Source organism: Saccharopolyspora sp. NPDC049357, assembly GCF_040677225.1.
In the GTDB taxonomy this organism is placed as follows: Bacteria; Actinomycetota; Actinomycetes; order Mycobacteriales; family Pseudonocardiaceae; genus Saccharopolyspora.
Map to the genome: position 1 here is coordinate 51,425 of NZ_JBFAQJ010000016.1, position 23,916 is coordinate 75,340.

Consider the following 23,916-nt stretch of genomic DNA (forward strand, 5'->3'; position numbering starts at 1 on the left):
GGGCTGCGGCTCGTCGAGCGCCGGTGACATGATGGTCGCTCGTGGAGCTGAACCAGTTGCTCGGGCGGATCGTCGATGAGGTCGCACCGCTGCGCGGGAGCGGGGTGGTCGCGGACTACATCCCGGCGCTCGCGAGGGTCGATCCCGCGCATTTCGGCATCGCGATCGCGGACATCGAGGGGAGCGTTCGCGGGGTCGGCGATTGGCGGATGCCGTTCTCTGTGCAGAGCATCTCGAAGGTCTTCACCCTCGCGCTCGTGCTGGCAGGCAGCGATGAGGCGCTGTGGCGCCGCGTCGGCCGGGAGCCCTCCGGCAACGCCTTCAACTCCCTGATCCAGCTGGAGCACGAACGGGGCATCCCGCGGAACCCGTTCATCAACGCGGGTGCGCTGACGGTCACCGACGAGCTGATCTCGCAGGTCGGCGACGCCAGCGGCGAGCTGCTGGCGTTCCTGCGCGCCGAGAGCGGAAACCCGGACCTGCGGGTCGACGGGGAGGTGTCGGCCTCGGAGGCCGCCCACGCAGACCGCAACCTGGCGCTGACCCACTTCATGGCGTCCTACGGCAACATGCGCAATCCGGTGGCGACGGTGCTCGACCAGTACGTCCGGCAGTGCTCGATCGAGATGAGCTGCCGCGACCTGGCGCTGGCCGGGCGGTTCCTCGCCGCGCACGGCGTGCGCCGGGACGGTTCGGAGCTGCTCACACGCAGGCAGGCCAAGCGGGTCAACGCGATCATGCTCACCTGCGGGACCTACGACGCCGCAGGCGATTTCGCCTACCGCGTGGGGATTCCCGGCAAGAGCGGTGTCGGCGGCGGGATCCTCGCGATCGTGCCGGGGCGCTGCGCGGTCGCGGTCTGGAGCCCGGGGCTGGACGCGCGCGGCAACTCGGTGGCCGGCGTGGCGGCCCTCGACCACTTCACCACCCTGACCGGCTGGTCGATCTTCTGACCGGATAGGTCAGTTCAGGGCGTTGGCGAGGCGGGAGCCGAGGTCGGTGAGGGTGTTCTCGTCGCCGGGGACGTCGGGTTGCCAGGGCAGCGTCAGACCTTCGTCCTGGTGGGCCTCGGGGCAGCGTCTCCTGATCGGGGGTTCGCGGAGGGCGGTGTCCGGTGGGTTGGGGGACGATGGGGTTCCGGTCGGCGGCGCGAGGCGCGGTCGCACATCCGTTCGGCTCCGTTGTGGGCGGGAGCGCGTGTTCAGGTGGCTGAATTTACGTTCAGGTTGTTCGTGGTCGGGCAGACGGAGCGCTCCCAGGCCGCGAAGACCAACCTGCGTGCCGTGTGCGAACACCGGGTTCCCGGCCGCTACGAGATCGAGGTCGTCGACGTCGCCGAGCGTCCCGACCTGGCCGGGGAGCAGCGCATCCTGGCCACGCCGACGGTGGTCAGGCTCGCGCCGTTGCCGCAGCGACGGGTGATCGGGGACCTCTCGGACCATCGCCGCATCACGGCCGCCCTCGGCCTGCCCGATGCCGATGCGCTGTTCTCGGAAGGAGGGTGACTCGGTGAGCAGCAGCGATGCGATCGAACGACTTCCGACCGGCATCAGCGGCTTCGACCAGGTCGCGTTGGGCGGACTGCCCGCCCGGCGGTCCACGCTGGTGACGGGGACGACCGGAAGCGGCAAGACGCTCTTCGCCGTCGAGTTCCTCGCCCACGGCATCCGCGCCCACGACCAGGCCGGGGTCTTCGTCACGTTCGAGGAGACCGCCGCGGCCATCCGCCGCAACGCCCGGTCGATGGGCAAGCCCATCGAGCTGTGGGAACGCGAGGAGAGGTGGACCTTCGTCGACGCTTCGGACGACGTCGAGGAGACCGCCACCGTCGGCGACTACGACTTCGCAGCGCTGGTCGCCCGCATCGAACACGCGGTCCGCCGCACGGGTGCGACGCGCGTCGCGCTCGACTCGATCGGCGCGATCCTCACCCGGTTCAGCGATGCCGGAAACATTCGCCAGGAGTTGTTCCGGATCGCTACGGCTCTCGAGCGGATCGGCGTCACGTCGGTGCTGACCGCTGAGCGAACGGCGGAGCACGACGGCGTGTCGCGGTTGGGCGTCGAGGAGTTCGTGCTCAACAACGTGATCATCCTCCGCAACGTCCTGAGCCACGAACAGCGCCGCCGGACCATCGAGATCGTCAAGTTCCGCGGCGCCGCCCACCGCACCGGCGAGTGGCTGTTCGCCATCGACCCGGAAGAGGGGATCGTCGTCATGCCCCTGGCGTTCCTCGGGAAGCCGGCGCGTGCCTCGCGGACCCGCGTGTCCTCGGGCAACGCCGAGCTGGACGAGATGTGCGGTGGCGGCTTCTACCGGGACGCGATCGCTCTGCTCAGCGGCTCGTCGGGTGCGGGCAAGACGTTGGCCGGACTGCACTTCGCCGCCTCCGCGCTCGACGCCCAGGAGCGATGCCTCTTCTACACCTTCGACGAGACCCGCGAGCAGCTCGTGCGCAACGCCGCGGGCTGGGGCCTGGACCTGGACGCGATGGAGGAGACCGGGCTGCTGCGGGTGGTGTCGGAGTACCCGGAGGAGTCGTCGATGGAGGACCACTTCATCCGGCTGCGGCGCAACGTCACCGAGTTCGCGCCCCGCCGCATGGTGATCGACACGCTCTCCGCGCTCGAACGGATCACCAGCCCGCGGGCGCTGCTGGACTTCCTCGTCGCGCTGGGGGCCGTGCTGCGGCCCCGCGAGATCACCGCACTGCTCACCTCGGCGGCCGGCCCCCGTCTCGCACCGTCGCTCACCCCTGACCTCGCCGTGGAGATCGCCAGCCTCGCCGACATCACGATCCTGCTCCGCGACTTCGAGCACGGCGGCGAAGTCCGGCGGGCCATCGCCGTCGTCCAGGCTCGGGGCACAGCGCATGACCACCGCATCCGCCAGGTGGACATCGACGGTCTCGGCATGCACATCGGCGAACCCCTGCACGGCGTGTCCCGCGCCCTGTTCGCCACGCCGTTGGTTCCCGAGCAGCCGCAACGGCCGACAGAGCCGCGTTAGCCGGGGGAACGGTGATCGGATGAGCGACCGGTCGAACCCTCGATCCAGCGGAGAAGCCGAAGGACGGACGTCCGGCTCTCCGTTCCAGAGGGGTGGGGACCAGCACCTGGTGACGGCCTCGGCGGACGGGATCGTCGCGGTCGACCACCGAGGGATCATCCGCTCGTGCAACCCGGCCGCCGAGGTCATGTTCGGCCGATCGGCGGGAGAGCTCGTCGGAACACCCTTCGGCTTTCCGGTGGTCGCCCAGGAAACCAGCGAGATCGACCTGCTCGCACCCGGCAGGCCACCGCGGGTGGCCGAGATGCGCGTGACAGCCACGACCTGGCAGGGCGAACGCATCCACGTCGCGGCCCTGCGCGACGTCACGCGCCGCAAGGAGGTCGAGCACGACCTCGAAAGCGCCCTGGAACGCCAGACGACGATCGTCGCGGTCGCCGCTCACGAGCTCCGCACACCGGTCGCCGAGATCAAGCTGCTCGTGCACCTCCTCCGGGACCACCTCTCCGCGAGCAGCGACCAGCACGGCGTCGAGATGGTCAACCAGGTGATCAACCGCATGGAAGGCCTCCAGGCGCTCCTGCGCAAGCTGCTCACCGCGTCCCGGATCGACGCGGAGGAGTCCCGCTCCTTCCCCGGACCCGTCGCGGTGCTCGCGCTCATCCTCGAACGGATCGCCGACTACGGGGACAAGGCCCAGGACGTGAAGGTCTCGTGCAGCCCGGATCTCGTGGCGTTCGTGGACCGCCAGGACTTCGCCGAGATGCTCATCATCTACCTGGAGAACGCCTTCATCTACGGAAGGCCACCCATCGAGGTTCGGGCCACCGAGCAGTCGGGCCGGGTGGAGGTCCGAGTGCGCGACAGCGGACCGGGAGTTCCGGCCGAGTTCGTGCCCCACCTCTTCGAGCGCTTCAGCCGCGAGCCGAACGCCGGGCGGGACGTCGAAGGAACCGGTCTCGGGCTGTGGATCGTCCGCAGCCTCGCGGAAGCCAACGGCGGAAGCGCCTGGTACGAGCCCGACGACGGGGGAGGCGCCTGCTTCTGCCTCCACCTGCGGAAACCCAGTCAACCTGATTGATCGGGCAGGAGCCGGCGGATCGCCGTGCAAACCCGAGGATCAGGGTGCGGTGACGGTGGGGTCCACGTAGTCGTGGAGGTTCCTCTCGCCTTGGAGGACTCCCGCTCGGGTCCAGGTGTCGAAGGTCGTCTGGAGTTGGTCCGCGAAGGCCTCGTCGAGGGGGATTCGTCGGTAGCCGGTTTGTTCCGGGCGGATCTGGGCGGCGACCTCCAGGGGTTGGCGGGCGAACTTCGAGTACCAGCGGTCGAAGTCCTGCGGGTTCTGCCTCGCCCACTCGTAGCTGCGGTCCACGCGGTCGGCGAAGTCGGCGATGGCCGCGCGCTTCGCGGGATCGCCCGCGGCCGCGTCGGTGGCGCTGAGGACGCTCAGCCCGCTGTTGATGCCCGCGCCGTCGGTGAGCACGCGTGCGCCCAGCTGGCCTCGGGTGCGGGCCGCGTAGACGCCCCACGTGGCCCAGGCGTCGATGCTCCCGGTGGAGAACGCCGAGCTCGCGTCGGTGGGGGCGAGGTAGTTGAGGGTGGCGTCGGATTGGCTGAGCCCGGCCTTCTGCAGGGCGCCCAGGACCAGGTAGTGGGCGACGCTGCCCCGGGTGCTGGGGGAGATGCGCTTGCCCTTGAGGTCGGCGAGGTCGCGGATCGGGCTGTCCTTCGGCACCAGGATGAACGTGCCCTTGCCGCCGTTGTTCCAGGCGGCGACCGCCTTGATCCGCGAGCCTCCGGCGATGGCCGACACGGTCGGGGAGTCCGCCGCGGAACCGATGTCGATCGCGTCGGCGCGCAGCGCCTCGTGCAGGTTGACGGCCGCCGGGAACTGGGACCACTCGATCTCGTAGGGCAGGTCGTCCAGGAGCCCGGCCGCGCGCAGCCGGGACTGCGTCTCGCCGGTCTGGTCGCCGACGCGGAGCACGACCTCGTCGTCGGAGGAGCCGCAGGCGGTCAGCGTCGCGACGGCGGTGAGCAGGATTGCGAGAACGGCGATGAGCCGGCGTTTCGGCGGGAGGGAGAACACCGTGTTCCTTCCAGGTCAGCGGTTGGCGAGCTCTTGGCGGACCAGCGGCAGCAGGTGGTGGCCCCAGTCGACGACGTCCTCCAGCGGCTCGTAGCCGCGGATCAGCAGCGTCGTGACGCCGATGTCGACGTAGTCCAGCAGCGCTCGGGCGACGGTCTCCGGACTTCCCACCAGCGCCGTGGAATTCCCGGCCGCACCGGTGGCCTTCGCCGGTGCCGTCCACAGTGCTCGGTCGTGCCGGTCGCCCTTGTCGGCGGCGTCGAGCAGCCGCTGCGAGCCGACACCGCGCTCCGCCGACGGGAACGCCAGCATCGTGCCCGGCGAACCGGGGTTGCGCGAGGTGATCGTGTCGAGGATGCCGTGCGCGCGTTCCCACGCCTCGGCGTCCGTGCGCCCGATGATCGGCCGGAACGACACCGAAATCCCCACGTCGTCGGGGTTCCTGCCGTGCTCGGCGGCGGACTTGCGGACCGCGGCGATCTGCGCCGCGGTCTCGGCCAGCGGCTCTCCCCACAGCGCGAACACGTCGGCGTGCTTCCCGCCGACGCGGTAGGCGTCCGCCGAAGACCCGCCGAAGTAGATCGGCAGCCGCCCGTCGACCGGCTTGACCTCGGAGTGCGAACCGGCGAAGCGGTAGAACTCGCCCTCGTGATCGATCGGCTCCTCGGCCTCCCAGACCCGGCGCACGACGTCCAGGTACTCGTCGGTGCGCCGGTAGCGGGCCGATTTGTCCGAGTAGTCGCCGTCGCGGCGCTGCTCGGTGTCGCTGGCGCCGCTGATGACGTGCACCGCCAGCCGCCCGCCGGTGAGCTGGTCGACGGTGGCGAGCTTGCGCGCGGCCAGCGTCGGAGCGACGAAACCCGGGCGGTGCGCGAGCAGGAAGCCCAGGCGCTCGGTGCGGGCTGCGGCGTGGCCGGCGACGGCGAAACCGTCGGCGTCCCACGAGTGGTAGCCGATCAGGACCCGGTCGAACCCGGCTTCCTCGTGGGCCTGGGCGAACCGGCGGACGTAGTCGGGGTCGACGGCCGGGCCGCTCGGCGGGCGGATCTCCGAGGTGTCGGCGGTGCGGATCATTCCCACGAACTCGACGGCCATCTGGCATCTCCGATCTGCCGTCCCACATTGCAATATTGACGTCCCACACGGTATGAACGTGGCAGGGTGGGCATCAAGGCCGACCACTATGTAGGAACAGCGAGGAGAAGTCCTTGTCAGGAAACGAGAACCGGCCCGGCGGCACCGCGGACTGGCACCAGAAGCTGGAGCACGTGCGCGGCGGCGGACTCACCTCCGACACCAACCAGACCTCCGGGATGCGGCGCTTCGAGGCCATCTCGGGCAAGACCGTCGGCTCGGAGAAGCTGTGGATGGGCCGCACCCACGTGGGCCCGGCCACCAACTCCGGCGACCACCACCACGGCGAGGCCGAGACCGCCATCTACGTGGTCTCCGGGCACCCCGTGTTCGTCTTCGCCGAGGGCGCCGAGGAGGTCCGGGTCGAGACCGAGCCGGGCGACTACATCTTCGTGCCGCCCTACGTCCCGCACCGCGAGGAGAACCCCTCCGCCGAGGAGGAGGCCGTGGTGGTCATCGCCCGCAGCACCCAGGAAGGCATCGTGGTGAACCTGCCGAGCCTGTGGGCCGAGGTCGACCCGAACGCCGAGAGCGACGGCGCATGTCAGAGCTGACCGCGGAACGGCGCTCGGGCACCCAGAGCGTGGACCGGGCGATGGCCGTCCTGCGCTGCTTCGAGAAGGCCGAGCAGCTGACCCCCACCGCCGTGGCCACGCAGCTCGGCCTGACCGTCAGCACCGCGCACCGCATCATGCGCGCCCTGCACACCGCCGACATGCTCGCGCAGGACCCGGCCACCGAGCGCTACTTCCTCGGTCCGACCACCGCGATCCTCGGCAGGCTGGCGCTGGAGCGCATGGGAACCACCGTCATGCACCCGGTCCTCACCGCGCTGCGCGACCGGACCGGCGAAGCCGTCAGCCTCGGCACGCGCATCGGCGACGAGGTGGCGGTGCTGGTGCAGATCCCGTCGACGCACCCGCTGCGCTACGACCAGGAACCCGGCGCCCGCAACCCGATCCACGTCTGCGCCATGGGCAAGACCCTGCTGGCATTCGGCACCGAGCCGGCCACCATGCCCGAGCCGTTCCCGCGCCACACCCCGACCACGATCACCACCCACGCCGAGCTCGCCGAGGAACTCGCCCGTATCCGGTCGCGGGGTCACGCGTTGAACAACGAGGAACGTCTCGTCGGCGTGCGGGCCGTGGCGGCCCCGGTGCACGACCAGACCGGGCACGTCATCGCCTCGGTCGTCGTCCAGGGACCCACCGTGCGCTTCGGCGACGACAGGATGGACGATCTGGTCGGCGCGGTCACCGACACGGCCCGAGAGCTGTCGTCGCTCTACCGGACGTCGGGTGGGGGTTAGCCCTACCTCCTCGCGCGGGGCAGCCTCCCCCGAAAGTGCGGGACAGCACCGGGGAACGGAGGGACAGACCCGACGATTCCAGCCGCGAAACGCGAAAGCATTCCTCTTAGTCACGGCCGGGTAGGGCTTCCCGGATCATCCGTCGAGAGAGGAATGGCGAAATGGACACCAAGAGCACCATTCGGCCCGTAGCCACCGACATGGACGGTGTCATTCGCGAGCACGGCGCCGCGCTGCTCTCCTACGCCACTCGTTTGACGGGGGACAGGTACCTCGCCGAGGACATCGTGCAGGAGACCTGGCTGCGGGCGTGGCGGCACGCCGACCGGCTCAGCAACGGCAACGGCTCGGTGCGCGGCTGGCTGCTGCGCGTCGCCCACAACGTCGCCGTCGACCAGCACCGCAGCCGCAAGGCGCGACCCACCGAGGTGGCGTTCGAGAGCGAGGAGCTGGCGAACCGGGCCGTGCAGTCCGCGCCCAGCGACGAGGTCGAGAGCCGGATGGTCGTCGACGAGCTGCTGGACCACCTCTCCCCGGCGCACCGCAGCGCGGTCGTCGAGGTCTACGTCACCGACCGCACCACCGCGTCGGCGGCCACCGCCCTCGGCGTTCCCGTCGGGACGGTGAAAAGCCGCCTGCACCACGCGATCCGGTCGCTGCGCACCCGGTTCGCGCCGCGCGTGCTGGAAGCCGCGTGACGCCTCAGCTCAGCGCGTCGCAGGGAGTCGCGTCGGGCACCTGGGCCTCGATGCGCACGTCGGCGAAGGTGATGTCCATCCGGCGCTGGGACCACACCAGGAACGGCGTGTTGACCCGCCGCTGGTCGAGCCCGCCGCCGACGAAGCACGACAGCGGGATCTTCACCGTGGTGCGGTGCTCCGGCTGGAGGTTGGCGAGCAGGTGGCTGGCCGGGACCTCGGAACGGCAGGGGAACTCGCAGTGCATCCCGATCTTCGTGGTCTCGCCGGTCGGCGGGGTGTGCACGATCGCGTCGAAGACCAGCGCCCCCTCGTTCGCGGAGTAGGCCGTGAGGTCCAGCGGGCCGCGAGGGCTGTTGGTCTGCAAGTACACCTGGGCGGGCTTGTCCTCCATCCAGGACACCCGCAGGCCCTCGTTGGCCGGGTCGGCGACCGCCTTGATCACCGAGCCCTGCTCGGTGCCCTCGTCGAAGATGTAGGAGCCGCCCCAGTTGACGTCGGAGCCGAGGTAGCCGGCGAAGGGTTCGAGCACCTTGCCGGCGAAGACCGGCAGCGGACCCTCCGGCGGAGCCGGTTTCTCGGCGACCGCGCCCCTGGTCGCGTCGGTGTCGTTGCCGGTGGTGGCGAACACGGTCACGCCCACGCCGATGACCAGGGCCGCCAGAGCCGCGACGGCGGGCACCAGCCAGCTCTTCTTGCGCGCGGGTTCCTCCGGAACGGTCTGGGGGACAACGGGTTCCGGGGTCCCTTGGGAGGCGGGAGCGGGTCGCGGCTGCGTCGCGGTGCGCGCGGCGCCCAGCGCGACGGTGAACTTCGGGTGCAGCGTGACCCGGACGGGCTTGTTGAACTCCTGGGACAGCATCTGCGCGACCAGCGGGACGCGGGACGAGCCGCCCGCGAGCAGCACCGCCGAGAGGTCGTCGGCGCGCAGCCCCGCCGAGGTCGTGGTGCGGTGCAGCGCCTCGGTGGTCAGCTGCACCGACGGCCGGATCATCTCGTTGAACTCCAGCCGCGTGATGGTCACGCCGCGCGGGCCGGAGGGCAGCGGGATCGTGAGGTTCACGTCCGGCTCGGTGGAGAGCTCTTCCTTGGCGCGCACGCACATCGCCTGGATCGTGGCGAGCGCGGAAGCCGCTCGGGGCTCGGTCGCGTCGAGTCGGCTGATCGCGCCGTCGAGCCGCTGGTCGATGTGGGCCAGCAGCGCCTCGTCGAAGTCGATGCCGCCCAGGTGCTCGATCCCCTCCGGAGTGCCCAGGATTTCCATGCGTCCGGCGCGCATTCGCAGGATCGTGGTGTCGAACGTGCCGCCGCCGAGGTCGTAGACGGCGACGACCTCGCCGTCTTCGAGCCTGCGCTCGGTGGAGTAGTGGGTGGCGGCCGCTTCCGGCTCGGTGATCAGGCGGAAGTCCTCCACGCCCGCCAGCCGGGGAACCTCGGTGAAGTGCTCCTGCCGGTAGGGGCCCCAGATCGCCGGGTAGGTCAGCGCGACGGATTCCGGCGCTGCGCCCATCTCCCGGGTCACGATGTCGAGGACGTCGCGCAGCTGCGCGGCCATCAGCGCCGCGGGCGAGTAGGCGGAGCCGCCGAGCACGAGCGGTGTGGGATCGCCCAGCCTGCGCTTGAAGTTCCGGGCCACCTGAGCCGGGTCGGACACCGCGCTCAGGGCGGAGTTCCCGGTCAGCAGCGCACCGTCCGGAGCCGGGTGCGCGACTGAGGGGATGACCACCTCGGATGACAGCGACACCATGCGGGTACCGCCCTCGCCGCTGACCGCGGCGGAGGTGAACGAAGTCCCGAGGTCGATGCCAACGCCGTAACGCACCTTGTGTGCTCCCTTCGCGTCAGCAAAAGATAATCACAACTCAGTTCGCGTCAACCCTATGTGAGCCGGGGAACCGTGGGGATAGCCCTACCATCGCAACGGGCTGGCACCCTTTTGCCGGGCAGCCGCTCGCGCGAGGCTGGGACGATGGTCGGGAGTGTGGGCAGGTACAACGTGCGGGGCGGCAGGTGGCTGCCCGGCTGGCTGCGCGTGCCCGGCCGCGGTGCCGCCGAGTACCGGTTCGAGCTGGAACGTGCGCTCAACGACGGCCCCGCGGCGGGCTTGTCGGCGCTGGCGGTCGAACTGGACCTGTTCTCCGCCGGGGTCGCCGACCTGCGCGTCTCCACCCGCATCGAGACGCTGCGGGAGACCGTCATCTCGCTCATCGAGAACCTGCGCCAGCTCGGCGGGGTGATCCACCCGCCGTTGCTCGCCGAAGGCCTGGAACCGACGTGCCTGTCCCTCGCCGAGCGCTACGACCTGCTGATCCGGCTGGATCTGCCGGAGCACGAGCTCGGCCCGCAGGCGCGAGTGCGGACCGGTCTCCTCGTCGCGGATCACCTGGCTAGTCTGGAACCCGGTACGACCGTGCGGGTGCGAGTGCGAGGCAGGAGGGTCGTGCGCGTGCGCATAACCGAGCAACGGCCGGGTTCGTCGACCTGGCGCAACCTGCGGGCGGTGCTGCTGTGCGGGTAGCCATCGCCGAGGACGGCGCGCTGTTCCGGGAAGGGCTGGTCCTGCTGCTGCAGGCCGCCGGTCACGAGGTCGTCGGCTGCGTCGGCGACGGTGATTCGCTGCTGGGGATCGTGGCCACCGAGAAGGTGGACGTGGCGGTCCTCGACATCAGGATGCCCCCGGAACCCGACGGCGGGTTGACCACCGCCGAGAAGATCCGGGCGCGCAGCCCGGAAACGGGCCTGCTGCTGCTGTCGCACTACGCCGAGACGCACTACCTGATGCGCGTGCTGGAGATCGGCGCCGAACGCATCGGCTACCGGCTCAAGGAGCGCATCGCGGGCGTTCAGGTGCTGGCCGACACGCTGGACCGCATCAGCGCCGGCGAGATCGTGATCGAGCCGACGCTGGCGAAGCGCCTGGTCGAGGCGCCCGCCCGGCGGGCCGACAGCCCCATCTCGTCGCTGACGGATCGGGAAGTGGACGTGCTGCGCCTGATGGCCGAGGGCCACGCCAACAACGCGATCGCCAAGGAGCTGTTCGTCTCCGCCAAGGTCGTCGAGAAGCACACCGCATCGATCTTCACCAAGCTGGGACTCCCGCGCGACCAGGCCATGCACCACCGCAGGGTCCTGGCCGTGCTCGCGTACCTGAGGTCGAGCCGGATCGAAGGTTAGCGGTGAAGCGGAAGAACCGGCGCGCGCACGACGTGGTGGCGTCCGCGCCTCAGGAGCGGTTGGCCGGTGCCCTGGTCGACCAGCTGGCCGACGCCGTCGGCGGCCAGGCCGCCTACTGCGTGCCTGCGGTCGACCGGCCCGAGCACTTCGACGTCGTCGCCGCGTCCCCGGCGGAGGACCGAACCGGACCCGTCGAGGAGTCCGCCCGGGAACCGGTGCGCGGCGGGGGAGTGCTGCTGGTCGCCGGTGCCCGGCGCTGGGGGGCCAAGGAGCAGGCCGCGTTGCGCGACACCGCCGGTTGGCTGGCGGTGACGGCCGATGTGGACCGGTTGCGCGAGGACCACGCCCGAGCCGAGGAGCGCTTCCGCGCGCTGCGCGGTGAGGTGACCGCCGCGCGGGAGCGGCTGGCGCACGTGCGCGATCTGGAGCGGCGGCGGCTCGTCCGCGCGATCACCACCTCGACGCTGCGCGACCTCGACGAGCTCCGGCGGCGGCTGCGCGGTTTCGGCGAGCACCTCGCCGAGGGCGGCGAGATGGCGCGGATCGCCGAGCTCGGCATCGCCGTGGACGACATGCTCGACAACTTCCGCACGGTCGTGCGCGGCGTGTACCCGGCGATGCTGCCGGACAAGGGCCCGCGGGCGGCGCTGGAGGAGCTGGCCGCGACGTTGCCGCACCCGGTCCGGTTCTCCGGCGATCTGGGCAGGCGCGTCGGCTGGCAGATCGAGTCGGGCTTCTACCACGGGGTCGCGGCGGTGCTGAACCTGCTGGCCGGCGAGGGGATCAACCGCGAGAACCCGGCCGTGGAGGTGGAGTTCGGGCGCGACGAAGCGCTCTGCGCGCGACTGCGGACCTCGATCGGTGAGCTGTCGGCGGCCGATCTGCGCGCCGCGCTGCACCAGGACGCCGAACGCCTCGCCGTCCTCGGCGGCGCCATGGAGTGCTCGGTGACCGGGGGCGTCGCGGTGGTGTCGGTGCGTCTGGCGGACCGGACGACGACCACCATCTCCTCGCGGGGTGAGGCCAGCGCGCTGTTCCAGCTGGTCACCGACCTGGTGAAGCAGGGGCAGGAAGCGGCGGGCTCAGGGCCGGGCCGGGCGGGCTGGGACGCCGTCGCCGCACGGCTGGTGCAGCCGCCGCGCCTGGCCGTGGTCTCCGGCGCCGGTGGACCGGATCCGTCCGAAGTGGACAGCGCGTCCGTGCTCGGGGTGACCGTGGTGTTCGCCGACGGTCCCGCCGACCGCGCGCTGGCCGAGGAGGTCCTGGCCGACGACGGCCCGCGCGGCTCGGTCGACGCGGTGCTGTGCCGTGTGCCGCCCACCTCCGGGTTCCGGGCGGCGCTGCGCAGCGACCGGCACCGGGTGGAGCTCAGCGAGACCGCGAGCGCCGACGAGCTGGCGCGCAGGCTGATCACCTGGGCGCCGGTGATCGCGGCCCGGCGCGCGATCGTCTCGGTGCGCGCGCTGCTGCCGGGGCTGCCCGCCGATCACTCGCTGCGGTGGTCGGTGGACCGGATCGCCGCCGAAGCCCACGAGATCACCGAACTGGACCTGCTCGACGAACTCCTGGGCGGTGACACGCGCCTGCTGCGCGGGGTGTCCGAGGACGCCGCGCGGCTGCTCGGCGCGGAGGGCACCGACCCGCGCTCCCGCCTCGGCCTGGAGCCGGAGGCCAACGACGAGCAGGTGCGCGTCGCCGCGCAGCGAGCCGCGGAGCGGTGGCGGGCGCACGCCGTCCGGCCCGTCACCGGCGGCCGGGACGCGTCGGTGTGCGAGGCGCTGGTGCGCACCGCCGAGGGACTGCTCAGCGCGGGACGACGCCCGTGATCGTGGTGCCCTGACCGGGCGCTGAGCGGACGTCGATGGTGCCGCCGACGGTGGCCATCCGGGCGGAGAGGTTCGGCAGTCCGGGATTGCGGTCGGTGATGGCGAATCCGGGCCCGTCGTCGGAGACCACGAATTCGAGTCCCCGTGCGGTGTCCCGGACGACGACGGTGATGGTCGCTCCGGGTGCGTGCTTGTGCCCGTTGTTGACCGCTTCCAGGCACGCGAAGTACACGGTGGACTCCACCAGCGGCGGGTAGCGGCGGTGGAATCCCGCGGTGTCGAGGGAGACGTCGGCGTGCGCGTCGAGTTCGGCGGCCAGCGCGCCCGCGAGACCTTGCGTGGACAGCGGGATCGGCAGGATCCCCGCTGCGGTGTCGGTCAGCGCCTTCTCCGCCGCGTCCAGTTTGGACTCCAGCTCGGCGAGCCGTTCCGGGGTGGCGCCGGTGTGCTCGACCAGCGCCATCGACATCTTCAGCGCGACCAGGTGGTGCTGGGCCCCGTCGTGCAGGTCGCGTTCCAGGCCGCGCCGTTCCTGCTCCATCTCGACGGTCGTGCGCCACCGGTCGTCGACGAGTTCGCGCGCGGCGGCGTCGCCGTCGCGGCGGAGCCGGTCGGTCTCGGCGGCCAGTCGCAGCGCCGTGAGCGGCGGGCCGAGGACGGTCGCCAGCGAATCCACCGGCCCGGCCGATTCGGGGGCCACGGCCAGCACCGCCTGCACCTCGCCGTCGTGCTCGACCGGCCGGCTGAGCCAGCGCTCGGCTCCGCGCCCCCACTGGTGGCGCTCGCCGGCGATGGTGAGCGCGCAGCCGGTCGCCCCGAGCGCGGTGCCGATGACCTGCGCGAGCGACAGCGCGTCGGGGGCGAGGTCGAGGTGGACGAGGTGGTCGGTCACGGCCTCGACGGCTCGTTTCTCCTGAGCGCGCATCTTCCGAACGGTAGCGGGGCGCGAGGAGGTCGTCGCGGTGCGGTCCGGCTGATCAGAAGTGGTGCGCAATCTGGCGACTAATTTTGTCGAAAAGATTGTGAACAATCGTGTCCATCGTTTAGGTTCCTGGCAACGAGATGACCCGATGGAGGACTGCCATGCCAGCCGACACCGCGCGCCGCCGCGGGTCGCAGACCGCGATCCCGTGCCTGCTCATGAGGGGTGGCACCTCGCGGGGGCCGTTCTTCGACGAGCGCGCGCTTCCCGCGGACCCCCGGGTCCGCGACGCCGTGCTGCTGGCGGCCCTCGGCTCGCCCGACGAGCGCCAGATCGACGGGATCGGGGGAGCGCACCCGCTGACCAGCAAGGTCGGCATCGTCGCCCCGGGCACGCGGCCCGGCGTCGACGTCGAGTGGACGTTCGGGCAGGTGCAGCCCGGCGGCACCGATGTGGACGTGACCGCCAACTGCGGGAACATGCTGGCCGCCGTGCTGCCGTTCGCCGTCGAGACCGGCATGGTCGAACCCGCCGGCGAGCTGACCACCGCCCGCGTGCTCACCCGCAACACCGGCATGATCGCCGAGATCACCGTCCGCACGCCCACCGGACCCGACGGCCGACATCACGTCGAGTACGCGGGTGAGGCGCGCATCGACGGCGTTCCCGGCAGCGCGGCACCGGTCGAGATCGGCTTCCTCGACACCGCGGGCTCGGTCGCGAGCTCCCTGCTGCCCACCGGCAACGTCCGCGACACCGTCGAGGTCGCCGAGATCGGGCAGGTCGAGGTGACGCTGATCGACAACGGCCAGCCGCTGGTCGTCGTCGAAGCCGCGAGGCTCGGCGTCACCGGCTGCGAGACGCCCGCCGAGATCGACGCCGACGAGGCGCTCAAGGCCAAGGTGGAAGCCCTGCGCCTGGTCTGCGGACGCGCCATGGGGCTCGGCGACGTCACCGGCAGGAACTACCCGAAGATGACGCTCGTGGCTCCGCCGCTGCACGGCGGCAGCGTGTCCACCCGCAGCCTCATCCCCCGGGTCGCCCACCGGTCCATCGGCGTGCTCGCGGCCGTCACCGCCGCCACCGCCTGCGTGCTGGAAGGCAGCGTCGCGCACGACGTCGCCACCGGCATCACCGGCACCGAACCGACGGTGTCGGTCGAGCACCCCTCCGGCGAGTTCAGCGTGACCCTCGGGCTCGACCCCACCGATCCCCAGCGCGTCGTGCGCTCGGCGTTGCTGCGCACCGCCCGCCTGCTGATGTCCGGCGACGTGCTCGTCCCGTCGTCCCCGCTCACCCCCGCCGCGAAGGAGCGCTCCGCGTGATCATCGACGTCCACGGTCACTACACCACCGCCCCGGACCCGCTCGGCCGCTGGCGCGACGCCCAGGTGGCCGGACTCGCCGACCCGGCCCGGCGGCCCGACCCGGCGGGGCCGGTCATCAGCGACGACGAGATCCGCGAGTCGCTGGAAACGCAGCAGCTGCGCCAGATGGACGAGCGCGGTATCGACGTCACCGTGTTCTCCCCGCGAGCCTCCTTCATGGCGCACCACGTCGGCGACTACGAGACCTCCTCGACGTGGGCGCGCATCTGCAACGACCTGTGCCACCGGGTCGCCGAGCTCTACCCGCGGCGCTTCGCCTTCGGCGCGATGCTGCCGCAGTCGCCCGGCGTCGACCCGGCCACCGTGGTCTCCGAGCTGGAGCGGGTCGTGGACCTGGGCGCGGTCGCGGTGAACATCAACCCCGACCCGTCCGGCGGGCACTGGACCTCGCCGCCGCTGACCGACCGCCACTGGTATCCGTTGTGGGAGAAGCTCGTCGAGCTGGACGTGCCCGCCATGGTGCACGTCTCGACCAGCTGCAACCCGGCATTCCACACCACCGGCGCGCACTACCTCAACGCCGACACCACCGCCTTCATGCAGCTGCTGCAGGGCGATCTGTTCACCGACTTCCCCGCGCTGCGGCTGGTGATCCCGCACGGCGGCGGCGCGGTTCCCTACCACTGGGGGCGTTTTCGCGGTCTGGCGCAGGCGCTGGGCAAGCCCGAGCCCGAGGAGGCGTTGCTGGGCAACGTCTTCTTCGACACCTGCGTCTACCACCAGCCCGGAATCGACCTGCTGCTGGACGTGATCCCGCACTCCTCGGTGCTGTTCGCCTCGGAGATGATCGGCGCCGTCCGCGGCGTCGACCCGCGCACCGGTCACCACTTCGACGACACCCGCCGCTACGTCGAGAACGCCGGCCTGTCCGCCGAATCCCTCACCGCGATCCAAGAGGGCAACGCCCGCCGCGTCTACCCGAGCCTGGACGCCCGCCTGGCCGCCCAGGGCCGCTGACCCCACCGACGAAGGAGTTTCCCGTGCACGAACTCGGAGTCGTCCACCGCACCGTCGAGCGCGCCGACCGCGACGCCGTCGAGGCCCTGTCCCGGTTCGGCGTGGCCACGGTGCACGAGGCCATGGGCCGGGTCGGCTTGATGCGCCCCTACATCCGGCCGGTCTACCAGGGGGCGAAGCTCTGCGGCACTGCCGTCACCGCGCTCCTGCAGCCCGGTGACAACTGGATGCTGCACGTCGCCACCGAGCAGGTGCGGGACGGCGACGTCGTCGTGGCCGGCTGCACCACCGAGAGCGAGGACGGCTTCTTCGGCGAGCTGCTCGCCACCTCGATGCGCGCCCGGGGCGCTCGCGGCCTGATCATCGACGGTGGGTGCCGCGACGTCGACGACCTGCGGGAGATGGACTTCCCGGTGTTCTCCCGCGCCGTCAACGCCAAGGGCACCGTCAAGGCCACCCTCGGCTCGGTCAACGTGCCCGTCGTGGTGGCGAACGCGCTGGTCAACCCGGGTGACGTCATCGTCGCCGACTCCGACGGCGTCGTCGTGGTGCCCGCCGCCAAGGCCGCCGACGTCGCCGCCGCCTCGGCCGCGCGCGAGGCCAACGAGGCGGGCAAGCGCGAGAAGTTCCAGGACGGGGTGCTCGGCCTGGACCTCTACGGCATGCGCCCCGCGCTCGCCGACCTGGGACTGACCTATGTGGACTGATGTGACGCCGGGGTGGTTGCCCTGGCACCCGAACCCGAGCGAACCGGCCTTCACCGCCCCCGAAGGCGCCGTCGACGCGCACTGCCACGTCTTCGGCCCGGCCGAGGAGTTCCCGTTCGCGCCCGAGCGCAAGTACACGCCGGTGGACGCGGGCAAGGAGCAGCTGTTCGCGCTGCGCGACCACCTCGGCCTGTCCCGCAACGTCATCGTCCAGGCCACCTGCCACGGCAGCGACAACAGCGCCCTGGTCGACGCGCTGCGGGCCTCGGACGGCCGAGCGCGCGGGGTGGCTTCGGTGACCCCCGACGTGACGCACGACGAGCTGGAACGCCTGCACGCGGCGGGCGTCCGGGGCGTGCGCTTCAACTTCGTCAAGCGGCTCGTCGACGCCGCGCCGACCGACGCGCTGGAGACCATCGCCGCCAAGATCACCCCGCTGGGCTGGCACGTCGTCCTCTACTTCGAGGCACCGGACCTGCCCGATCTGCGGGACTTCTTCCTTTCGCTGCCGGTCACTCTCGTGATCGACCACATGGGGCGGCCCGACGTCGGCGCGGACCCCGACGGGCCCGAGTTTACCGGGTTCCTCGACTTCGTCGCCCGCAGCGGCGCGTGGGTCAAGGTGTCCTGCCCGGAACGGCTGACCAAGACGGGACCGCGCGCGCTGGACGGCGAGCAGCACGCCTACGCCGACGTCGTCCCGTTCGCCAGGAAGGTCGTCGAGACCTTCCCGGACCGCGTCCTGTGGGGAACGGACTGGCCGCACCCCAACCTCACCGACCACATGCCCGACGACGGCCTGCTGCTCGACCACGTCCCGCGGATCGCCGTCACCGCCGAGCAGCAGCGAGCGCTGCTCGTCGACAACCCGATGCGCCTGTACTGGCCGGAGGGGTGACCTCGTTCTCGGACCTGCGTGCGAGCGGCGAAGCCGCGAGCCGCACCGCCGCGCAGTTCAACCGCACAAGTGCTTCCAGTAGGAGACCGCAGTGCCGCACTCCGCTACCAATTCGGCCAACCGGCTCGACCGGTTGCCGATCTCCACGTTCCACAAGACCACGATCGTCGCGCTGGCGTTCGCCTACTTCTTCGAGTTCGCCGACATCAACACCTTCGCCATCACCGCGCCCAAGGTGCGCGTGCTGTGGGGGTCGGACGTCAGCCACATCGCCTACGTGACGTCGTTGTCGTTCGTGGGCATGTTCATCGGCTCGGTCGTGGCGGGCGGACTGGCCGACCGGCTCGGCCGCAAGCGGACCCTGACGCTGACCACGATGTGGTTCTCGGTGTGGTCGCTGGCCACCGTGTTCGCCTGGGACATGCTGTCGATGGGCGTGTTCCGCGTCCTGACCAGCGCAGGCCTGTCCGCGATGACCGTGGTCGCCGTCGTCTACCTCAACGAGCTCTTCCCGCGCGCCAAGCGCGGCAAGTTCCAGGCGTACGTCATCATGATCGGCATCTGCGGCACCCCGGCGACCAACCTCATCGCCTCGCTCGTGGTGCCGATGGGGGAGCAGACCTGGCGCCTGGTCTACCTGTGGGGCGCGATGGGCGTGCTGTTCCTGCTGTTCCTGCGCAGGCTCGTGGAATCGCCGCAATGGCTGGAATCCCGCGGTCGCCACGACGAGGCCGAGGCCGTCCTGCGGGATCTGGAGTCCCAGGCCACCGCCGAGCACGGGGAGCTGCCGGCCGCCGACGAGCCGGTGGCGGCCGAGCCCGTCGCCAAGCCGGGACTGCGGATGCTCAAGCAGAAGAAGTTCCTGTTCCCGACGATCCTGCTGTCGGTGCTGTGGATCACCCAGACCATCGGCTTCTTCGGCTTCTCCTCGTGGGCCCCGACGCTGCTGGCCGCCGAGGGCGTCAGCGTCGAGGACTCGATCTTCTTCGTCGCCCTGACCACCGTCGGCGCGCCGCTGGGGTCCTTCCTGGCCGCGCAGGTCACCGACCGCTTCGAGCGCAAGTGGTGCCTGGTGGTGTTCGGCCTGGTCATCGCCGGGTCAGGTCTGCTGTACGGGTTGACCTTCCTGCCCGTGCTGGTGGTCGTCTTCGGCTTCATGGTCAACCTGTTCGAGCGCGGCTACACGGCCCTGGCCTACGCCTACTCGCCCGAGCTCTACGACACCCGCGGCCGCTCGCTGGGGACCTCGATCTCCTACGGCGTGGGCCGGCTGTCCAACGCCGTCGGTCCGCTGATCATCGCGGCTCTCTACAGCGGCTACGGCTACATGACCGTCTTCTACTTCATCGCGGGCACCTGGATCGTGGGCGCGCTCGCCCTGGCGGTCTTCGGTCCCGCCACCCGCAAGATCCGGTTGGAGGCCGCGGCAGCGCAGACCGCCTGACTCCCACGGAGGTCAACCGAGCTCAGCGGTGAGCCAGGTCTGGAAGCGGTGGGTGAGGGCGACCGGGTCAGCGAGCAGCTTCGGGATGTCGGAGGCGTTGCCCGGTTCGATGCGCACGTGCAGGAACGCCGGGCCCGGGGTGCCGAGCAGGCGGGTGAACTCGGTGCGCAGCGTCCCGGGATCGGTGGCGAGGCCGGTGGTCCACCCGCTGGCCTCGGCCATCGCGCGGAGGTCGATGCGGTCGGTGTAGGTGGGCAGTCCTGCGGTGGAGCCGTAGGAGCGGTTGTCCAGCAGGACCATCAGCAGCGCGCGGGGCGCGGTGAAACCGCCGGTGGGGAGGACGTTCGGGTTCATCAGCAGGGAGCCGTCGCCCTCGACCGCGATGACCTTCTCCACCGGCGAGTCCTCGACGGCCATCGCCAGCCCGGTGGCCACCGATCCGGCCAACCCCATCGAGTCCAGCAGGTAGAGGTGGTTGTCCCGGTCGGCGACCGAGGCGAGTTCGCGGCTGGTCGCCGCGCAGGTCACCACCAGCGGGCGGTCCTCGGTGAGCTCGACGAGCTGCCGCAGGGCTTCGATCCGGCGCATCAGGCGACCTTCCCGTCGGTGTTCCAGAACGAGGCGAGGATGACGACGGGCCGGTAGGTCATCCGCGCGTGCACGCCGGCCTCGGCGGTGGCCTCCTGCCAGTCCTGCGGGGACGAGCGGCGGTCCAGCTCGAACACCGGCAGCCCGACGGTGCGCAGCAGGGCGGGGGCGTGCTGGCTGATCGAGTGGATCATCGAGTTGTACTCGCCGAGTCCGCCGCGCGTGTTGGCGAAGATCAGCAGCGGCAGGTGGTAGGAGATCGAGAAGGTGGTCAGCGCGGTCAGCGCGTTGCCGAAACCGTTGTCCTGCATGACGACCGCTCCGAACCGGCCCGCCAGCGGCAGCGCCCCGATGACCCCGATCGCCTCCTCCTCGCGCGACAGCGGGGTGACGTGCGGGGAGACGCCGTCCGCGCCCCCGTCGGTCTCGACCAGCGCGGAGACGACCGGCGCGACGGTCACCGACGGGATGTAGCCGACCCGCTCGGCTCCGGATCCCCAGATGCCCGCCGCAGCGGCCTCGGCATAGCTCGATGTCGTCACAGTCCCACCGTTCGTCGACAGCGTTCACCGGAGCGGCCATGCTAACGGCTCGTCAAGCCGCTGAGCGGGCTCCGAGCCTGCGGATTCAGCGGACCGAACCGACGCGGACGGCGGAGAGCTCGTCGGGACGCCGCAGTGGTCCGCGGGTGGTCGCCGAGCGGGTTGTTCTCGCAGTTCAGGCCGGAGGTGATTCCCTCCTGGTCCGGGACTCGGCCTCGGACGTCGCGATCCGCAGGTCTTCGAGCAGGTCGGCCTGCCCGGCCAGCACTCCGGTGAGGATGCGGCGCGCGACGGTCAGCAGCTCGGCGATGTGCGGGCTGGTGAGCGAGTAGAAGACCGTCGCTCCTTCCTTGCGCGTGACCACGAGTCCGGCTCGGCGCAGCACGGCCAGGTGCTGCGAGAGGTTCGCGGCCTCGACACCGACTTCGGGCAGCATCTCCGACACCGCCTGCTCGTCTTCGCTGAGCAGCTCCAGCACGCGGATCCGGGCGGGGTGTCCGAGCGTCTTGAAGAAGTCCGCTTTGACTTGGTAGAGGGGCCTGCTCACCGTGGGCCCTCCTCGCGGACTCGGGTCGCGGCGCGGCGCTCGTTCGTGGTCATGCCACTGATCTTCTCGCGTCCTCGGCCGGTGCCGCGCACCACCTCATCGGGTTCGGCGCGTCAGCGGGCGGTTCTGGTCCGAACTGACCAGGCAAAACGGACATTGATCATGGACGGTTCGGACCCGGGAAGTCGGCACCGCCCGCCCTCCGGGCGCCCAGATCGGAGAGGGGGTGTCCGGTTGTTCGGCTGAACATTACTGGTGAATCGTAAGAAGCGGAGGGTCCGGTGTCGAAATAGCACCTATGGCAGCGGTTTTGAGTGATCGAGATCTGGACACGGTTCTCCCCGCGTGCCATGGTCTTCAGCCCATGCTCGTACCGACTGGACGGTCTGCCGTCGTGGGTTGATGCCGGATGCCGTCGTGGTCGGCGAGAGGTCGGATCAACGGAGGGGTTTCGATGCGAAGACGAACCACGGCGATCCTGCTCGCCTGCTCGTTGGCGGGTGCGACGGGGCTGACCGCGCAGGCCGCGCCCGCGCCCGAGGGCGACTACATCGTGGTGCTCAAGGACGGCACCGACGCGAAGTCCAAGGCGGACAAGCACTCCCAGGACAACGGCGCCAAGGTGGGGCACCTCTACCAGTCGGCCCTGAAGGGCTACTCCGGCCGGATGAGCGAGCAGTCGCGCGACCGCATCGCGGCGGATCCGGACGTGGCTTGGGTGGAGCCCGTCCGCCAGGTTCGCAGCACCGCGCAGTCGCTGCCCACCGGCGTCGACCGCGCCAACGCCGACGCCAGCCCGACCGCCGGGATCGACGGCACCGACCAGCGCACCGACGTCGACGTCGCGGTCATCGACACCGGCGTGGACAGCGACCACCCGGACCTCAACGTGGTGGGCGGCAAGAACTGCACGCTGCCGGTGCTCCCGCCGGAGGACGGTCACGGCCACGGCACGCACGTCGCGGGCACGATCGGTGCGCTCGACAACGGCGACGGCGTGGTCGGCGTGGCCCCGGGTGCGCGGATCTGGCCGGTCAAGGTCCTCAACGACGCGGGCATGGGCACCACGGCCGACGTCGTCTGCGGCATCGACTACGTCGCGGCCAACGCCGGGCAGATCGACGTGGCCAACATGAGCCTCGGCGGTGCTGGCACCGATGACGGGCAGTGCGGGCGCAGCAACGGCGATTCCGAGCACCAGGCCATCTGCCGCGCGGTCTCGGCCGGCGTCACCTTCGCGGTCGCCGCGGGCAACGACGCCGCCGACGCCGAGGACAGCGTGCCCGCGGCTTACGACGAGGTCATCACGGTCAGCGCGCTGGCCGACTTCAACGGGCAGCCGGGCGGCGGCGCTCCGGCGACCTGCCGGGACGACGAGGACGACACCTTCGCCGACTTCTCCAACTTCGGCGCCGACGTCGACCTGATCGCACCGGGCGTGTGCATCAACTCCACCTGGCCCAACGGCACGTACAACACGATCTCGGGCACCTCGATGGCCACTCCGCACGTGGCGGGCGGCGCCGCCCTCCACAAGGCCACCCACCCCGGTGCCACTCCGGACCAGGTCAAGAACGCCCTCCAGCGAGCGGGCACGGCCGACTGGACCTGGCCGTCCCAAGACCCCGACGGCACCCAGGAACCGCTCCTCGACGTCTCCGGCTTCTAGAGCCGGGCCCGGGAGCGCCGAGCCCCCCGCTCGGCGCTCCTGAGCCGGGGCGGGTCACCACCGCGGGAACGGTCCTGCCCTGCCGAGCAGCGCGGGAACCTCCTTGCCCAGCTGCTCGCCGATCCAGGTGCCGGTCCGCGACAACGCTTCCAGGTCGAGACCGGTGCGCACGCCCATGCCCGCCATCAGGTGTTCGAGGTCCTCGGTGGCGATGTTGCCGGTGGCGTCGGGCGCGAACGGGCAACCGCCGATCCCGCCCACGCTGGCGTCCAACGTGGACACCCCGGCTGTCGCGGCGGCGAAGGCGTTGGCGTAGCCGGTGTTCCGGGTGTTGTGGAAGTGGCAGCGCAGGCGGGCGCCGGTGTCCTCGCGGATCCTGCCGACCAGCTCGCCGACCTGGGTGGGCACGCCCGCGCCGATGGTGTCGGCCAGGGCGAGCTCGAACGGGCCCGCCTCGGCGATGCGTCGTGCCAGCGCGACCACGTGATCGCTGCTCACCGGCCCCTCGAACGGGCAACCGAAGGCCACGGCGATCGTGGCCACCGGGCGCACCCCGGCCGCGTGGGCGCGCGCTGCGATGTCCTCCCAGGTGCGCAGGCCCTCCTCGGTGGTGACGCCCTGGTTGCGCTCGCTGAACTCGTCGGTGGCCACGACCACCACGTTGACCTCGGTCAACCCGGTGCCCAGCGCGCGGTCGAAACCGCGCCGGTTGAGCACCAGGCCCGAGTAGGAGACGTCGTCGCGCTGCGGGACGGCGGCCATCACCGCCTCGGCGTCGGCCATCTGCGGGACGAGCCGGGGATGCACGAAGGAGACGGCCTCGATCCGGCGCGCACCTGCTGCGATCGCCCGCTCGATGAGCTCCACCTTCGCCGCCGTGGACAGCAGGGTGCTCTCGTTCTGCAGGCCGTCGCGCGGCCCGACCTCCACGATCTCGATGCTGGACGGCAGCGTTGCGGTCACGGTCGCCTCCTTTTGTGCACAATCTGCGCGAGAAGCAATCCTGTGTTCTC

The 23,916-nt window shown here is 71.0% G+C and carries 25 protein-coding genes; 16 read left to right on the top strand and 9 right to left on the bottom strand.

Features of this window, described 5'->3' with window-relative positions; all coding sequences use genetic code 11:
- Positions 1-41 precede the first annotated feature (41 nt).
- Complete coding sequence (locus tag AB0J91_RS15975; RefSeq protein ID WP_363868987.1) at positions 42-953, top strand: glutaminase; 912 nt, start codon at positions 42-44, stop codon at positions 951-953.
- Positions 954-962: 9 nt separating this feature from the next.
- Here the strand turns inward: AB0J91_RS15975 and AB0J91_RS15980 are convergent, their stop codons facing one another.
- Positions 963-1,166 carry a hypothetical protein gene (locus AB0J91_RS15980; protein ID WP_363868990.1) on the bottom strand — a complete coding sequence of 68 codons (204 nt, stop codon included), beginning with the start codon at positions 1,164-1,166 and terminating at the stop codon, positions 963-965.
- Between the two features lie 39 nt (positions 1,167-1,205).
- Here AB0J91_RS15980 and AB0J91_RS15985 point away from each other — a divergent pair, with 39 nt between their 5' ends.
- The 3 genes from AB0J91_RS15985 to AB0J91_RS15995 all read left to right on the top strand — a co-directional run bounded on the left by AB0J91_RS15985 (position 1,206) and on the right by AB0J91_RS15995 (position 4,090).
- On the top strand, positions 1,206-1,505 hold the full coding sequence (locus AB0J91_RS15985) for a circadian clock KaiB family protein (RefSeq protein ID WP_363868993.1): 300 nt from the start codon (positions 1,206-1,208) through the stop codon (positions 1,503-1,505).
- Positions 1,506-1,509: 4 nt separating this feature from the next.
- A complete protein-coding gene (gene kaiC / locus AB0J91_RS15990; protein WP_363868996.1) occupies positions 1,510-3,009 on the top strand; it encodes a circadian clock protein KaiC in 1,500 nt (499 codons plus the stop codon).
- Between the two features lie 109 nt (positions 3,010-3,118).
- Complete coding sequence (locus AB0J91_RS15995; RefSeq protein ID WP_363868999.1) at positions 3,119-4,090, top strand: PAS domain-containing sensor histidine kinase; 972 nt, start codon at positions 3,119-3,121, stop codon at positions 4,088-4,090.
- A 39-nt stretch (positions 4,091-4,129) separates the two neighbouring features.
- On the opposite strand, the gene AB0J91_RS16000 is transcribed toward AB0J91_RS15995, so the two are convergent.
- Positions 4,130-5,098 carry an ABC transporter substrate-binding protein gene (locus AB0J91_RS16000; protein ID WP_363869002.1) on the bottom strand — a complete coding sequence of 323 codons (969 nt, stop codon included), beginning with the start codon at positions 5,096-5,098 and terminating at the stop codon, positions 4,130-4,132.
- A 15-nt stretch (positions 5,099-5,113) separates the two neighbouring features.
- Entirely contained in the window at positions 5,114-6,193 is a 1,080-nt protein-coding gene (locus AB0J91_RS16005) for an LLM class flavin-dependent oxidoreductase (RefSeq protein ID WP_363869005.1), read from the bottom strand.
- A gap of 113 nt (positions 6,194-6,306) precedes the next feature.
- On the opposite strand from AB0J91_RS16005, the gene AB0J91_RS16010 reads away from it, so the two are divergent.
- The 3 genes from AB0J91_RS16010 (at position 6,307) to AB0J91_RS16020 (ending at position 8,242) form a co-directional block, all read left to right on the top strand.
- Positions 6,307-6,786: a cupin domain-containing protein gene (locus AB0J91_RS16010; RefSeq protein ID WP_363869008.1), complete on the top strand. Its 480-nt coding sequence runs from the start codon at positions 6,307-6,309 to the stop codon at positions 6,784-6,786.
- Complete coding sequence (locus AB0J91_RS16015; protein WP_363792422.1) at positions 6,774-7,544, top strand: IclR family transcriptional regulator; 771 nt, start codon at positions 6,774-6,776, stop codon at positions 7,542-7,544. Before AB0J91_RS16010 ends, AB0J91_RS16015 begins: the two co-directional genes overlap by 13 nt.
- 161 nt (positions 7,545-7,705) lie before the next feature.
- Positions 7,706-8,242 carry a sigma-70 family RNA polymerase sigma factor gene (locus AB0J91_RS16020; protein ID WP_132623004.1) on the top strand — a complete coding sequence of 179 codons (537 nt, stop codon included), beginning with the start codon at positions 7,706-7,708 and terminating at the stop codon, positions 8,240-8,242.
- A gap of 4 nt (positions 8,243-8,246) precedes the next feature.
- Here the strand turns inward: AB0J91_RS16020 and AB0J91_RS16025 are convergent, their stop codons facing one another.
- Positions 8,247-10,064: an Hsp70 family protein gene (locus AB0J91_RS16025; protein ID WP_363869012.1), complete on the bottom strand. Its 1,818-nt coding sequence runs from the start codon at positions 10,062-10,064 to the stop codon at positions 8,247-8,249.
- Positions 10,065-10,211: 147 nt separating this feature from the next.
- Between AB0J91_RS16025 and AB0J91_RS16030 the strand changes: the two genes are divergently transcribed.
- The 3 genes from AB0J91_RS16030 to AB0J91_RS16040 are packed head-to-tail and all read left to right on the top strand — an operon-like array spanning position 10,212 to position 13,242.
- A complete protein-coding gene (locus AB0J91_RS16030; RefSeq protein WP_363869015.1) occupies positions 10,212-10,760 on the top strand; it encodes a hypothetical protein in 549 nt (182 codons plus the stop codon).
- Positions 10,751-11,416 (top strand): response regulator transcription factor, encoded by a 666-nt coding sequence (locus tag AB0J91_RS16035; RefSeq protein WP_363869018.1) that lies wholly within the window; start codon positions 10,751-10,753, stop codon positions 11,414-11,416. The genes AB0J91_RS16030 and AB0J91_RS16035 overlap by 10 nt, the downstream gene beginning before the upstream one ends.
- A 2-nt stretch (positions 11,417-11,418) precedes the next feature.
- Positions 11,419-13,242 (top strand): hypothetical protein, encoded by a 1,824-nt coding sequence (locus AB0J91_RS16040; protein ID WP_363869021.1) that lies wholly within the window; start codon positions 11,419-11,421, stop codon positions 13,240-13,242.
- Here the strand turns inward: AB0J91_RS16040 and AB0J91_RS16045 are convergent.
- Entirely contained in the window at positions 13,220-14,167 is a 948-nt protein-coding gene (locus AB0J91_RS16045; RefSeq protein WP_363869024.1) for an ATP-binding protein, read from the bottom strand. The genes AB0J91_RS16040 and AB0J91_RS16045 overlap by 23 nt on opposite strands.
- 158 nt (positions 14,168-14,325) lie before the next feature.
- Between AB0J91_RS16045 and AB0J91_RS16050 the strand changes: the two genes are divergently transcribed.
- The 5 genes from AB0J91_RS16050 to AB0J91_RS16070 all read left to right on the top strand — a co-directional run bounded on the left by AB0J91_RS16050 (position 14,326) and on the right by AB0J91_RS16070 (position 19,557).
- Entirely contained in the window at positions 14,326-15,489 is a 1,164-nt protein-coding gene (locus tag AB0J91_RS16050; protein ID WP_363869027.1) for a 4-oxalomesaconate tautomerase, read from the top strand.
- Positions 15,486-16,508, top strand: a complete 1,023-nt coding sequence (locus AB0J91_RS16055; protein WP_363869030.1) for an amidohydrolase family protein — start codon at positions 15,486-15,488, stop codon at positions 16,506-16,508. Before AB0J91_RS16050 ends, AB0J91_RS16055 begins: the two co-directional genes overlap by 4 nt.
- Before the next feature lie 23 nt (positions 16,509-16,531).
- Positions 16,532-17,215 carry a 4-carboxy-4-hydroxy-2-oxoadipate aldolase/oxaloacetate decarboxylase gene (gene ligK, locus AB0J91_RS16060; RefSeq protein ID WP_363869033.1) on the top strand — a complete coding sequence of 228 codons (684 nt, stop codon included), beginning with the start codon at positions 16,532-16,534 and terminating at the stop codon, positions 17,213-17,215.
- A complete protein-coding gene (locus tag AB0J91_RS16065) occupies positions 17,205-18,113 on the top strand; it encodes an amidohydrolase family protein (RefSeq protein WP_363869036.1) in 909 nt (302 codons plus the stop codon). The genes ligK and AB0J91_RS16065 overlap by 11 nt, the downstream gene beginning before the upstream one ends.
- A 91-nt stretch (positions 18,114-18,204) precedes the next feature.
- A complete protein-coding gene (locus AB0J91_RS16070; protein ID WP_363869038.1) occupies positions 18,205-19,557 on the top strand; it encodes an MFS transporter in 1,353 nt (450 codons plus the stop codon).
- A 12-nt stretch (positions 19,558-19,569) separates the two neighbouring features.
- On the opposite strand, the gene AB0J91_RS16075 is transcribed toward AB0J91_RS16070, so the two are convergent.
- The 3 genes from AB0J91_RS16075 to AB0J91_RS16085 all read right to left on the bottom strand — a co-directional run bounded on the left by AB0J91_RS16075 (position 19,570) and on the right by AB0J91_RS16085 (position 21,234).
- Entirely contained in the window at positions 19,570-20,145 is a 576-nt protein-coding gene (locus AB0J91_RS16075) for a thiamine pyrophosphate-dependent enzyme (protein WP_363869041.1), read from the bottom strand.
- Positions 20,145-20,687 (bottom strand): thiamine pyrophosphate-binding protein, encoded by a 543-nt coding sequence (locus AB0J91_RS16080; RefSeq protein ID WP_363792397.1) that lies wholly within the window; start codon positions 20,685-20,687, stop codon positions 20,145-20,147. The genes AB0J91_RS16075 and AB0J91_RS16080 overlap by 1 nt, the downstream gene beginning before the upstream one ends.
- A gap of 175 nt (positions 20,688-20,862) precedes the next feature.
- Positions 20,863-21,234, bottom strand: coding sequence for a metalloregulator ArsR/SmtB family transcription factor (locus AB0J91_RS16085; RefSeq protein WP_363792395.1), 372 nt, complete (start codon positions 21,232-21,234; stop codon positions 20,863-20,865).
- A 454-nt stretch (positions 21,235-21,688) separates the two neighbouring features.
- On the opposite strand from AB0J91_RS16085, the gene AB0J91_RS16090 reads away from it, so the two are divergent.
- Positions 21,689-22,903 carry a S8 family peptidase gene (locus tag AB0J91_RS16090; protein WP_363869044.1) on the top strand — a complete coding sequence of 405 codons (1,215 nt, stop codon included), beginning with the start codon at positions 21,689-21,691 and terminating at the stop codon, positions 22,901-22,903.
- Positions 22,904-22,957: 54 nt separating this feature from the next.
- Here AB0J91_RS16090 and AB0J91_RS16095 read toward each other — a convergent pair whose 3' ends face one another.
- Positions 22,958-23,866 carry a hydroxymethylglutaryl-CoA lyase gene (locus AB0J91_RS16095; protein ID WP_363869047.1) on the bottom strand — a complete coding sequence of 303 codons (909 nt, stop codon included), beginning with the start codon at positions 23,864-23,866 and terminating at the stop codon, positions 22,958-22,960.
- Between the last annotated feature and the right edge of the window lie 50 nt (positions 23,867-23,916).